At 58.3% G+C, this 12913-nt stretch carries 12 protein-coding genes; 2 read left to right on the forward strand and 10 right to left on the reverse strand.

Going from position 1 to position 12913, the window contains the following annotated elements:
* A partial coding sequence (locus Q6A51_RS10855) for an IS3 family transposase (protein ID WP_304574786.1) occupies positions 1-572 on the forward strand: 572 nt, incomplete at its 5' end.
* A gap of 45 nt (positions 573-617) precedes the next feature.
* On the opposite strand, the gene Q6A51_RS10860 is transcribed toward Q6A51_RS10855, so the two are convergent.
* From Q6A51_RS10860 to Q6A51_RS10900, 9 genes are all read right to left on the reverse strand, one after another.
* Entirely contained in the window at positions 618-1313 is a 696-nt protein-coding gene (locus Q6A51_RS10860) for a PqiC family protein (RefSeq protein ID WP_304574787.1), read from the reverse strand.
* 180 nt (positions 1314-1493) lie between these two features.
* On the reverse strand, positions 1494-3749 hold the full coding sequence (gene parC / locus Q6A51_RS10865) for a DNA topoisomerase IV subunit A (protein WP_201001747.1): 2256 nt from the start codon (positions 3747-3749) through the stop codon (positions 1494-1496).
* Positions 3750-3759: 10 nt separating this feature from the next.
* Positions 3760-4281, reverse strand: coding sequence for a retropepsin-like aspartic protease family protein (locus Q6A51_RS10870; protein ID WP_201018203.1), 522 nt, complete (start codon positions 4279-4281; stop codon positions 3760-3762).
* Positions 4278-5258 (reverse strand): esterase-like activity of phytase family protein, encoded by a 981-nt coding sequence (locus tag Q6A51_RS10875; RefSeq protein ID WP_405046138.1) that lies wholly within the window; start codon positions 5256-5258, stop codon positions 4278-4280. Before Q6A51_RS10875 ends, Q6A51_RS10870 begins: the two co-directional genes overlap by 4 nt.
* On the reverse strand, positions 5255-7159 hold the full coding sequence (parE, locus tag Q6A51_RS10880) for a DNA topoisomerase IV subunit B (RefSeq protein WP_025258276.1): 1905 nt from the start codon (positions 7157-7159) through the stop codon (positions 5255-5257). Before parE ends, Q6A51_RS10875 begins: the two co-directional genes overlap by 4 nt.
* 91 nt (positions 7160-7250) lie before the next feature.
* Positions 7251-7868, reverse strand: coding sequence for a YqiA/YcfP family alpha/beta fold hydrolase (locus Q6A51_RS10885; protein WP_304574788.1), 618 nt, complete (start codon positions 7866-7868; stop codon positions 7251-7253).
* 89 nt (positions 7869-7957) lie between these two features.
* Positions 7958-8764, reverse strand: a complete 807-nt coding sequence (gene cpdA, locus Q6A51_RS10890; RefSeq protein WP_304574789.1) for a 3',5'-cyclic-AMP phosphodiesterase — start codon at positions 8762-8764, stop codon at positions 7958-7960.
* Between the two features lie 101 nt (positions 8765-8865).
* On the reverse strand, positions 8866-9318 hold the full coding sequence (locus Q6A51_RS10895) for a DUF1249 domain-containing protein (protein WP_201001738.1): 453 nt from the start codon (positions 9316-9318) through the stop codon (positions 8866-8868).
* Positions 9309-9926, reverse strand: a complete 618-nt coding sequence (locus tag Q6A51_RS10900; RefSeq protein WP_201001736.1) for an NUDIX domain-containing protein — start codon at positions 9924-9926, stop codon at positions 9309-9311. The genes Q6A51_RS10895 and Q6A51_RS10900 overlap by 10 nt, the downstream gene beginning before the upstream one ends.
* A 208-nt stretch (positions 9927-10134) precedes the next feature.
* Here Q6A51_RS10900 and Q6A51_RS10905 point away from each other — a divergent pair, with 208 nt between their 5' ends.
* Positions 10135-10881: an RsiV family protein gene (locus tag Q6A51_RS10905; protein ID WP_304574790.1), complete on the forward strand. Its 747-nt coding sequence runs from the start codon at positions 10135-10137 to the stop codon at positions 10879-10881.
* A 61-nt stretch (positions 10882-10942) separates the two neighbouring features.
* On the opposite strand, the gene thiC is transcribed toward Q6A51_RS10905, so the two are convergent.
* Positions 10943-12832, reverse strand: coding sequence for a phosphomethylpyrimidine synthase ThiC (gene thiC / locus Q6A51_RS10910; RefSeq protein ID WP_201001733.1), 1890 nt, complete (start codon positions 12830-12832; stop codon positions 10943-10945).
* Positions 12833-12913: the final 81 nt, after the last annotated feature.

Raw genomic sequence — 12913 nt, forward strand, 5'->3', positions numbered from 1 at the left:
GCAAGCGGGCTTATCACAAGACCACTCATAGCCATCATCGCTTTCGCCGCCATCCCAACCTGCTCAAGGCAGGCCCGGACCAAGTAGTGGTCAGTGGACCCGAACAGGTCTGGGTTGCAGACATAACCTATCTGCCAACGCAGGAAAGTGTGGCCTATGTAAGCCTTGTAACCGATGCTTACTCACGCAAGATCGTTGGCCATCACGTGCATGAAAGCTTGCATACGGAATCGGTGATTAAGGCGCTGGAAAAAGCGGTTAGTAAGCGAGAGACCGAACAACTGCTGATTCACCACTCAGATCGTGGCGTCCAGTACTGCTCCGACCTGTATCAGCGGTTGCATGCGAAACACGGGATCAGGTGCTCTATGACCGATGGTTATGACTGCTATCAGAACGCTATGGCCGAACGAGTAAACGGGATTTTGAAAACCGAGTTTTTACTCCATCGGCCTAAAGATCTGGCTGATGCAGTGAAAATGGTGGATGAGTCAGTGCTGATCTATAACGAAGAGCGGCCTCATCTGGCCTTGAAATACAAAACGCCCGATGCGGTGCATCGGGCGTTTTGAGACTGAAACAGGTGTAAACCTATTTCAGGACTAGACAGTTCAGACTTAGAAGCGGAACACTTCAAGGTCTGTACGTATCGGTGAAGCCATCGGGATCTTCGGCTTGTCGGGCTCTTTGGCCTTCACAACCGGCACCTTCTTCGGCTCGTCGACGACTTGCCAGGAAATCGGCTTGACCGCGACGCTGACCTGTTCGGCAAGACGTTGCAGCAGAATACCCTGCGCCCTGACCTGATCGGCAGAGCCACCAGTGTGAACCTCTTCCAGGTGGACCAGACGGCTGTCGCGAACATTGCCCTTGCGGTCCAGCAAACGCCATTGCGCATCGAGCACGGCAGGTTGCTTGGCCCCCGAATCAAGGCGGGTGATCGACAACACGATCTGTACATCCGGCTTGAAATTCGCGACAGCAGGAGCGAGTACGACTCGCTGGCTATCGAGCTTCCAGGCCAGTTGACGCAGAAGAAGCTGGTCAATGTCCGAAGACAGGTTGCCAGCCCAACGGCCATCAGGTGAAGCCGTCAATGTACCGTCAGGTTGACGTTGCAGCAGGGTTTCACGTTGCAGGTAGTCAGCAACTGAAACCGGACCCAGCAAAACAGCAAGCCCCGTGCTCTGTTTTGGCTGGCCCGGGTCACCACTGTCCAGCTGATACAGCGCGGTAGGCTGATGCATACTGCAACCAGCCAACCCCAAAACGCCCGTCATCAACAAGACAAAGGGAAGGCGTAGAAAATTCATCGTCCCATCCAGGTGGCCGCCTCAGGCGGCCACAGTGTAGATACTTATAGGCTCATGCAGGCACTGCGCCACGCCGAGACCCCAAGACACCATATCATCCGTGAATATTCGCCATGACTCCAGCGATTATGCGTCGATCTTCATGGCGAAACGAAGACCGCTGGCTCTAAATGAATATTCCTAGCTGTTTTCCACCAACAGGGCATCCACACGCTGGAAGCCTCTTGGCAGTTTGTTCCCTCGTCGACCACGCTCTCCTTTGTAATGTTCAAGGTCTTCGGCCTTGAGCGACAGAGTACGCTTGCCAGCCTGAAGCACCAGCGTAGCGCCTTGCGGGATTACCGCCAGATCTGTCACATACTCTTCCCGGCTCGCAACACGCTCGCCTGGAATACCGATGATCTTGTTGCCTTTGCCTTTACCCAACTGAGGCAAGTCGCTGACTCTGAAAACCAGTAATCGGCCTTCAGTGGTCACGGCTGCCAGCCAGTTATGTTCACGATCTGCCACAGGCCGCGGCAGAATGACTTTCGAGCCTGTCGGCAGGCTCAGCAATGCCTTGCCAGCCTTGTTCTTGGCCTGCAAGTCTTCACCTTTTACCACAAAACCGTAACCGGCATCCGACGCGATAACGTACAGCGCTTCATCTTCCGGCAACAGCACGCACTCGAAGGTCGCGCCTGGCGGTGGTTGCAGTTTGCCGGTCAATGGCTCGCCCTGACCACGCGCATTCGGCAAGGTATGGGCTGCCACCGAGTAGCTGCGCCCGGTCGAGTCGATAAAGACGGCAAACTGGTTGGAGCGCCCGATGGCCGAGGTCTTGAAGCCATCGCCTGCTTTATAGGAAAGCCCTGTGGCGTCGACATCATGGCCCTTGGCGCAACGCACCCAGCCTTTTTCGGACAATACGACCGTCACCGGTTCGGTCGGCATCAGTTCGTTTTCGGACAACGCTTTGGCTTCGGCACGCGCAACGATAGGCGAGCGACGGTCATCGCCATAGGTTTCGGCGTCGGCAATCAGCTCGCTACGCACCAGTTTGCGCAGCTTGGACTCGCTGCCCAGCAGGGCCTGAAGCTTGGCCTGCTCCTTGAGCAAGGCATCCTGTTCACTGCGCAGCTTCATCTCTTCCAGACGCGCCAACTGACGCAGACGGGTATCGAGAATGTAGTCAGCCTGGATTTCTGTCAGACCAAAGCGCGCGATCAGCTCTGCACGCGGATGTTCGGCGGTACGGATGATGTGGATAACTTCATCCAGGTTCAGATACGCCGTGAGCAAACCGTCCAACAGGTGCAGGCGATGCTCGACCTTGTCGAGACGGTACTGCAAACGACGGCGAACGGTTGCGATACGGAATACAAGCCACTCGTTGAGCAGTGCTTTCAGGTTCTTGAGCTGTGGCTTGCCGTCCAGGCCGATGATGTTGATGTTCACCCGATAGCTGGACTCAAGCTCGGTCGTGGCGAACAGATGCTGCATCAACTCGTCGAGTTCGACCCGGTTGGAGCGCGGGATAATCACGATGCGGCACGGGTTTTCGTGGTCCGACTCGTCACGCAGGTCTGCGACCATCGGCAACTTCTTGGCCTGCATCTGGGCCGCGATCTGCTCCAGCACCTTGGCGCCCGATACCTGATGCGGCAGCGCGGTGACCACGATGTCGCCATCTTCAACGCGATACACGGCACGCATGCGCACCGAACCGCGACCGGTTTCGTAGATTTTCAGCAGGTCGGCGCGTGGCGTGATGATTTCCGCCTCGGTCGGGTAATCCGGGCCTTTGACGTGCTCACACAGGTCTTCGATGCTGGCCTTGGGGTCATCGAGCAGATGCACGCAGGCACTGGCCACTTCACGCAGGTTATGCGGCGGCACATCAGTGGCCATCCCCACGGCGATACCGGTGGTGCCATTGAGCAGGATATTCGGCAAACGTGCTGGCAAGACAGCAGGTTCATCCAGGGTTCCGTCAAAATTCGGAACCCAGTCCGCAGTTCCCTGGCCCAGCTCGCTGAGCAGCACTTCGGAATAACGCGACAAACGGGCTTCGGTGTAACGCATGGCCGCGAAAGACTTGGGATCGTCCGGCGCACCCCAGTTACCCTGCCCGTCCACCAGCGTGTAGCGATAGCTGAATGGCTGGGCCATAAGGACCATGGCTTCGTAGCAGGCCGAGTCGCCGTGCGGGTGAAACTTGCCGAGCACGTCGCCCACGGTACGCGCCGACTTCTTGTGCTTGGAGTCAGCACCAAGGCCCAACTCGCTCATGGCGTAGACAATGCGTCGCTGTACAGGCTTGAGGCCGTCACCGATATGCGGCAAGGCACGATCCATGATTACGTACATGGAGTAATTGAGGTAGGCCTGTTCGGTGAAGTCAGCCAGTGATCGGCGTTCTACGCCATCCAGGCTGAGGTCAAGGGAATCGCTCATGCGGGCCTCATCATTTTGTCGTCTGACGCAGCAGCAAGGTGCCGCCGCGCTGGGTAAATTCGAGTTGTTTCATTGCACTCATGCCAAGCAATATCTGTTCGCCCTCAAGGCCGGGCGCTACAAAGGCACGCACGTTGCGCAGGACGATATCGCCCACTTGCAGGCTGTCGAGCACTGCCCGATAGCCACGGCTTTCGCCATTGGCGGTGCTCACCGTAACCGGTACGCCTCGTGACAGGCTCAGCTTATCGGCCACCTCAGAGGGTATCGCCACATCGGTCGCACCGGTATCGATCATGAACTCCACTGGCCGACCGTTGATCTGCCCGGTACTGACGAAGTGCCCCTGACGATTGGCCAGCAATTGCACTTCTATATAACCCTTGCCGTGTTGCGAAGCGACATGGGTATTGGGGTTCTGTTGCCGGTCTTCCCAGTCGCCGAAAAAGCGCGTGGCCAGAAACAGCCCGGCGCCCCAGGCAAGGAACATCAGGATCTTGCCAGCACGCTTGCCGGGAAGCGGCTGATTCATTGCGTGGCGCTCCAGCCACCAGCCGGCGCTGCAAAGCGCCAGACAATCGGGCGTTTCTCGCCGTCGGCACGGGCGCTGAAGTTATTGTCGATACCGATCCAGGCACCGGTTTCATCCACCACCAAGGCCTCAGTCAAACCATAAGGCTGATCGTAGACACGCTTAGGCAGCAAGGCTTCACTGGCGAAGGACCAGCAGCGCTCGACCTTGGCCGTTTCCAGCGTCCGGCGGCAGATGCGATAGACCGAGCGCTCAAGGGTGTACAACTTGCCGTTGAACAGTGAAATATCCGAGAAATCCTTTGTGGATAACTTGTCGCCCTTCAACTGCGGTGGAGGGGTGACTTGTCCGGGATCTGCAAGCAACACGCAGCTTTCCTTGCAGCTCCACTTATCCTGTTCACGCCGCACTACTAATAAGCCGCGACTCTCGCGTTCGGCCGCCAGCCAGATCCGGTCACCCGCCGCATTGACGGCAATGCCTTCGAATATTGCATTGAAACGTTGCAGCATGCCTTGAGCGCGAGCCTGATCCACCATCGCTTCTGGCAGATCGAGCCAGACAGGCTCACCCGTGACAGGCACTTTCAAAACCGTGCCGTGAGCTTCACTGACCAGATAGCGATTACCAGCGGCATCGCAGCTCACGCCTTCAAAGTCCATGCTGCCGCCACGCACTACCGACGACAGGCTGGCCATGGAGCGCAGATTCAAGGGCAAATAGCTGACCGGCTCAGGCACGACCATAGTGTGCGGCTCAGCCACCCAGGTGGTCTTCGAGGTATCGAGACTATAAAGCAGGGTGTCGTCACGATCCGAGACAGTCCACAGCCGCCCATTGCACATCGCCAGCCCTGACAGATTGCCACCAGTCATGCCATCAACCGGATGCTCGGACACCAGTTTCAGCTCTTCAAAGGGCGCAGCAAAAGCCGGTGCAGTCACCAGCATCAGGGCGGCAAGCCAATTTCTCGTCAAGTCAGGACCTCGGCAAGGTTGCCTTTGGATTCAAGCCAGGTCTTGCGATCGCCAGCGCGTTTCTTGGCCAGCAGCATGTCCATGATTTCAGAGGTCGCGGCGAAGTCATCCAGCGTGAGCTGCACCAGACGCCGGGTGTTCGGGTCCATGGTGGTTTCACGCAGCTGTGGCGGGTTCATCTCGCCCAGGCCTTTGAATCGGGTGACCTGTGGCTTGCCACGTTTCTTCTCGGCCACCAGACGATCCAGAATGCCGTCACGCTCGCTTTCATCCAGGGCATAGAAGATTTCCTTGCCCAGATCGATGCGGTACAGCGGCGGCATGGCGACATACACATGACCCGCATCCACCAGAGGGCGGAAATGCTGGACGAACAGCGCACACAGCAGCGTCGCGATGTGCAGCCCGTCCGAGTCGGCGTCGGCGAGGATGCAGATCTTGCCGTAACGCAACTGGCTGATATCGGCAGCCCCCGGATCGACACCGATGGCAACCGCGATATTGTGGACTTCCTGGCTGGCCAATACTTCGCCACCATCGACTTCCCAGGTGTTGAGGATCTTGCCGCGCAACGGCAGGATCGCCTGGAATTCCTTGTCCCGCGCCTGCTTGGCTGAACCACCTGCGGAATCACCTTCCACCAGGAACAGCTCGGAACGCGCCGGGTCCTGTCCGGCACAGTCGGCCAGTTTGCCGGGCAGCGCAGGCCCTTGAGTGATGCGCTTGCGCTCGACTTTCTTGCTGGCTTTCAGGCGACGACCGGCGTTGTTGATCGCCAGATCCGCCAGTTGCAGGCCCAGTTCGGAGTGAGTGTTAAGCCACAGGCTGAAAGCATCCTTCACAACGCCGGAAACAAAGGCTGCCGCCTCACGGGACGACAGACGCTCTTTGGTCTGGCCTGAGAACTGCGGCTCCTGCATCTTCATCGACAGCACGAAGGCAATCCGCTCCCAGACGTCTTCCGGTGCCAGCTTCACGCCACGCGGCAGAAGGTTGCGGAACTCACAGAACTCACGCATCGCGTCCAGCAAGCCCTGGCGCAGTCCGTTGACATGGGTACCGCCCTGCGCGGTCGGGATCAGGTTGACGTAGCTTTCCTGAACACTGTCGCCACCCTCGGGCAGCCAGAGCAAAGCCCAGTCCACGGCTTCCTTGTTACCCGCGAAGCTGCCGCAGAACGGCTCGTCCGGCAGGCGCAGGAACTCGGTGACCGAATCCTGAAGATAGGAACGCAGGCCGTCTTCATAATGCCACTCGACCTTTTCGCCAGTGGACTTGTCCTCGAAGCTGACCAGCAGCCCCGGACACAGTACCGCCTTTGCCTTGAGCACGTGCTTGAGGCGGCTGACGGAGAATTTGGGGCTGTCGAAATACTTGGGGTCCGGCGCGAAATATACGCTGGTGCCGGTATTACGCTTGCCCACAGTGCCGACAACGGCCAGTTCCGAGGCCTTGAAGCCGTCGGCAAAGGTCATCTCGTACTCATTGCCATCACGCTTGACCCGAACCCGGACCTGAGTCGAAAGCGCGTTGACAACGGAAATCCCGACACCGTGCAGGCCGCCGGAAAACTGATAGTTCTTGTTGGAGAACTTGCCCCCGGCGTGCAGCTTGGTGAGGATCAGTTCAACACCGGACACACCTTCTTCGGGGTGAATGTCCACCGGCATGCCGCGACCGTCGTCGGACACTTCCAGCGAGTTGTCGGCGTGGAGGATCACCTGGACCGATCTGGCATGGCCAGCCAGCGCTTCGTCGACACTGTTGTCGATCACTTCCTGGGCAAGGTGATTCGGCCGCGCGGTGTCGGTGTACATGCCCGGACGCTTGCGAACCGGGTCGAGGCCCGAGAGGACTTCGATGGCGTCTGCGTTATAAGAGCTAGCGCTGGGATTGGCCATGGGTTCTCATCATCAATAATTCATGGATATGCAGGAGCGCGTTTGCTTGCACAACAGCGCGGTGTCTGGGACACAGCGCAATTTCCTGCGATTACAACCTGGATAGATCAATTGCCCGCAACAGATCGGGCGCAAATCCGGCAAAACTCAGCAAAGCCGGCATCTGCTCGGCAAAGCCTTGATAACTGTGGTCGCCACCGGCCTGGATACGCAGTGCGCAGGCGCGGTAAAACGCTTCGGCGCGGCGGTAATCAAGGGTTTCATCACCGGTCTGCAACCATACCTGAATACGCTCAGGGTCCAGTGGAGCCGGTACTTCAAGCTCCGCCAATGCCGTTATGTGGTCGCGGGTCAATTCCCAGCTCTCACCGGTATACAGGTTTTGCTGGGTACCGAGGTAGCCATCGAACAACTGGTGCGGATTGACAGCCGGATTGATCAGGACCGCCTTGAGGCCGTGCCGATGCGCCAAATGAGTCGCATAGTAGCCGCCGAGCGAGCTGCCGACCAGCAAAGGCCGCCCAAGCGCCTGGATTGCGGACTCCAGTTGAGCCATGGCCTGACGTGGATGGTGGTGCAGTTCAGGTACAAGCAGTTGCTCCCCCACACCCAATGAGTTCATCAGGGCGATCAACAGGGTGGCCTTTTTCGACAGAGCCGAGCTGTTCAGGCCATGAATGTACAGCAATGTTGGTGTGTCGCTGATCAAGCCGTCTCTCCCGAAGCCCGGAACAAAACCACGTAGTTTACAGGGATGTACGACTCAAGGCCTTACTGGAATGCGTCGTTCGACAGCGCTCAATAGCCGGTGCCGCCATAGTCGACTTTGAATTGCATGCCGACAACACGGGAAACGCCGGTTTCAAGCTGCCCGTCATCATGCAGGCGCAGCCAGCGATAGCCCGGCGCGGCGGTATCGAGGGTGAAATCCACACTGCCCGGCGCGAACTGGATACAGGTGGACGGCGAAGCCAGTAGCCTCACCCCGTTACGCTGCTGATCGAACGCCTGATGCACATGCCCCCACAGCACGGCACGTACCTGGGGAAAGCGGTCCAGCACTGCGAACAGTGCGTCGGCATTACGCAAACCGATAGGCGCCATCCAGTCACAGCCGATTGGCACCGGATGATGGTGCAGGCAAACCAGATGATGTCGATCCGGCGCCTCGGTCAAGGACTGCTCCAGCAATTGCAATTGCTGTTCCTGCAGGAAACCGGGCACCGAGCCGGGCACCGCCGAATCCAGCAGCGTGACTCGCCAGCGGCCGACATCTACCACAGGTTCCTGAAGGTCACTGTGCTGCGCGGCATGAGCCATTTGCGGCAATTCATCGTGATTACCGGGAAACCAGCGCGCAGGGGCTGCGATCTGTTCGCTGATCTGACGAAACGCCTGATAGGACTCCACGCTGCCGTCCTGGGAAACATCGCCACTGGCAATCACAAGGTCGATGCCTTGCTGCTCGGCCAGTACCAGCTCAACGACCTTTTCCAGACTATCGCGGGTATTCATGCCCAGCAACGTACCGTCCGTTTCAGCAAACAAATGGCTGTCGGACAGTTGCACCACTAAAACTGATGATGATCGGGATGCGCTCGGCAAGGCCGTCTCCTTGAGCGAATTCAGCGCGATTATGAGATGCGGGAAGAGGCAGGTAAATCAGGAAAATGGACCTGGATCACATTTGGCAGAGCAGGCAGGTTTCAGCGTACCGCTTCAAACTCGTGACCACACGCCAGACAGTGGCTCAGCCACTCGCCCAGAAAGAGGTTGAGCTGCGCCTTTTCGTCAGGTTGATGCATGTCGGCATTGGGGTACGGATAAATCCCCCGAAAACGTCGGGCATGCTCGGCACCGATGACTTCGGCCATACGCGCATCGTGGTAGACCTGGACTTCAAGGCGCGGGACCGGCAGCCAGGGCAGGCTGTGTTCCTGGCGGACTTGCAGGGTTGTGGTGTACGGGCAGTCGAGCAGCACTTCGACAGCCAGGACGCCAAGCATCTGGTCGCCCTGAGTCACCGCCACCCGGCGCGAGCTTTTCTGGTTACGCATGTCGGGAAGCAGACGCATCAAGCGCGCGTAGTTGGCCTCGCACGCCGCCTGTAGCCCGGCAAGATCGACACGGTAGCGCTCGCGCAAAAGATTCACGACCATAACCCCCTTATTTCAGCGCGGTTCAACGCCAGCCATTGCAAAGCAATGATCGTTGCCGCATTCATGATTCGTCCGTCAGCCACGGCTTGTATCGCATCGTCGAACGACCAGACCGTTACGCGGATATCTTCGCCCTCGGACTCAAGCCCGTGCAATCCGCCTGCCCCATGACTGTCACACTGCCCCATGAACAGATGAACGAATTCGTCACTGCCACCGGGCGAAGGGAAGTACTTGGTTATCGGCCATAACGCGCTGAAGACAAGCCCAGCTTCCTCCTCTGCTTCGCGATGAGCAACTTCTTCCGGCTGTTCATCCTTGTCGATCAATCCGGCCACCAGCTCGATCAGCCAGGGGTTGGTACTCTTTTCAAGTGCGCCCACGCGAAACTGCTCGATCAGCACCACTTCATCACGCCTGGCGTCATAAGGCAGCACGCAGACGGCATCATGACGAACGAACAGTTCGCGGCTGATTTCCTTGCCCAGGCCACCGGCAAACAGCTCGTGGCGCAGGTACAACTTGTCGAGCTTGTAGAAGCCCCGGAAGCAGCTTTCGCGCCGGGTGATCTCAAAAGCCGCTGGCGTTGATCGGGTGTTCTGAGGCATAGGTTTCTCGCTTACGACCATCTTTGACTTCGGGCCATCCTAACGCGCATCGACTCCCGGATGCAGCCCCCTTGAAGATGCAGGGTAGACGGCCATGGCCTAAAACACTTCTAATCCGCCAAGTGGCGAACCGAAGACGTTGTTTGCAGTCCAAGCAGCCTGCATGCGAACAACGCAACCGCCTCCATTGATATCGCCAAGGACCAACATGTCGTTATTGAGGATCACTTCACTGGCTTGTCTGGGCCTGATGCTGGCTGCCTGCCAAAGCATTTTCACGCCCAACATGCGCACCCCGCTGCAAGTCCAGCGCGATGCTTCCGAGCTGATAAAGCCAGGTTGCACCACCACCGATTGCCCGCTGGTCAATGTCGACACCGTACACTTTCCCGATGAGCCAAGGCTGGACGCCATTGTCCAGAAGACCTTGCTGCAACTGACCCGCACGGATTCAGGCGCACCGCTGCCGGCCTCGATCAAGGATTATCAGGAACAGTTTCTGAGCCGCGCCACAGGTCGCAACAGCAGCTATCTGCAAGCCAAGGTACGCGAACAGCATGACGGTATCGTGGTGGTCGAGCTGTCGAGTTATCTGGACACCGGCGGTGCCCATGGCAACCCTGGCAGAGCGTTCATCAACTACTCACGCCAGCAGCAGAAAGTCCTGACCCTGGCCGATATGGTAGTTCCAGGCAAGGAAAACGAGTTCTGGGAAAAGGCCGAGCTGGCCCATCAGGCATGGCTGGTTTCTACCAAGATGAATCAGGACAGTGAGTTCATGCAGACCTGGCCGTTCAAGAGGACGCCCAACATTGCCCTGACGTATGGCTCGGTGATTCTGAAATACCCGGTGACCACCATTGCGCCCTACTCCATGGGCCATATCGAGCTGAAGATTCCTTATCCGCAGCTCAATGGGGTTATCAGGCCGGATCTGTTCCCCGGCCGCGGCTGAAAATCTGTAGGAGCGACTTCAGTCGCGAAAATTCGCGAATGAATTCGCTCCCACCAGTTGATCAGACTTTCTTGTAAAGCTGGCTGCCTTCCTGCTTGAAACGCTCCGCCTGCTCACGCATTCCTTCTTCCACGGACAGGTCGACCGCCGCGATTTTCTGGTTGGCCGCGTACTCGCGCACTTCCTGAGTGATCTTCATCGAGCAGAACTTCGGCCCGCACATGGAGCAGAAGTGTGCGACCTTGGCCGAATCCTTGGGCAGGGTTTCGTCGTGGTACGAACGAGCGGTGTCCGGGTCCAGGCCGAGGTTGAACTGGTCTTCCCAGCGAAACTCGAAACGCGCCTTGCTCAAGGCATTGTCACGGATCTGCGCGCCCGGATGACCTTTGGCCAGGTCCGCCGCGTGGGCTGCGATCTTGTAGGTGATAATCCCGGTTTTCACGTCATCCTTGTTCGGCAGCCCCAAGTGTTCCTTGGGCGTCACGTAGCACAACATTGCGCAACCGAACCAGCCGATCATCGCCGCACCGATGCCGGACGTGATGTGGTCATAACCGGGCGCGATATCCGTGGTCAGCGGGCCTAGGGTGTAGAACGGCGCTTCGTCGCAGCACTCGAGCTGCTTGTCCATGTTCTCCTTGATCAGTTGCATCGGCACGTGGCCCGGGCCTTCGATCATGGTCTGGACGTCGTGCTTCCAGGCAATCCTGGTCAGCTCGCCCAAGGTCTCCAGTTCACCGAACTGGGCTTCGTCGTTGGCGTCGGCAATCGAACCGGGGCGCAGGCCATCGCCCAGCGAGAAGCTGACGTCATAGGCCTTCATGATTTCGCAGATTTCCTCGAAATGCGTATAGAGGAAGTTTTCCTTGTGATGCGCCAGACACCACTTGGCCATGATCGAACCACCACGGCTCACGATCCCGGTGACGCGCTTGGCGGTCAAAGGTACGTAGCGCAGCAACACGCCGGCATGGATCGTGAAGTAATCGACGCCCTGCTCGGCCTGCTCGATCAGGGTGTCGCGGAACAGTTCCCAGGTCAGGTCTTCGGCCACGCCGTTGACCTTTTCCAGCGCCTGATAGATAGGCACGGTGCCAATCGGGACCGGCGAGTTACGGATGATCCACTCACGGGTTTCATGGATGTGCTTGCCGGTGGACAGGTCCATGACCGTGTCCGACCCCCAGCGAATGCCCCAGGTCAGCTTGGCCACTTCTTCTTCGATGGAAGAACCCAGCGCGCTGTTGCCGATATTGCCGTTGATCTTCACCAGGAAGTTACGGCCGATGATCATCGGCTCCAGCTCGACGTGGTTGATGTTGGCCGGGATGATTGCGCGACCACGGGCGATTTCTTCACGCACGAATTCAGCGGTGATTTCCTTCGGGATGCTGGCGCCGAAACTGTGGCCGGCGTGCTGTTGTTTCAGCAGCCCCGCAGCGCGTGCTTCCTGAAGCTTCATGTTTTCGCGGATGGCGACGTATTCCATCTCGGCAGTAATAATCCCCTGACGCGCATAGTGCATCTGGCTGACATTGGCGCCCGCCTTTGCACGACGCGGGTTACGCACGTGGGCGAAGCGCAGGGCTGTCAGCTCGGGATCGTCCAGGCGTTGCTGGCCGAAGTGGGAACTCAGGCCGGCCAGACGCTCGGTATCGTTGCGCGAGTCGATCCAGGCCGAACGGACGTCGGCCAGGCCTTTGCGCACATCGATGACCACATTGGGGTCGGTGTAAGGGCCTGAGGTGTCGTAAACCGTGACCGGAGCGTTGATTTCGCCGCCGAAGTCAGTGGGCGTCACATCAAGGGTGATCTCGCGCATCGGCACGCGGATATCGGGGCGAGATCCCTGGACATAGACTTTCTGCGAGCGGGTAAAAGGTTGTACCGATCCAGAATCGACCTGGGCGGACTCACTCAAGTGGGGGGCGTTTTTTGCTTTTGTACTCATCACGGCTCTCCAGACGGTTTTATTGTCGGAGTAACCTGATAAACGGACGGACGCACCCTGACAGGTGCTGAGTATCGACGG

Origin of the sequence: Pseudomonas serbiensis, from assembly GCF_030580745.1 — a bacterium.
Lineage (GTDB): Bacteria > Pseudomonadota > Gammaproteobacteria > Pseudomonadales > Pseudomonadaceae > Aquipseudomonas > Aquipseudomonas serbiensis.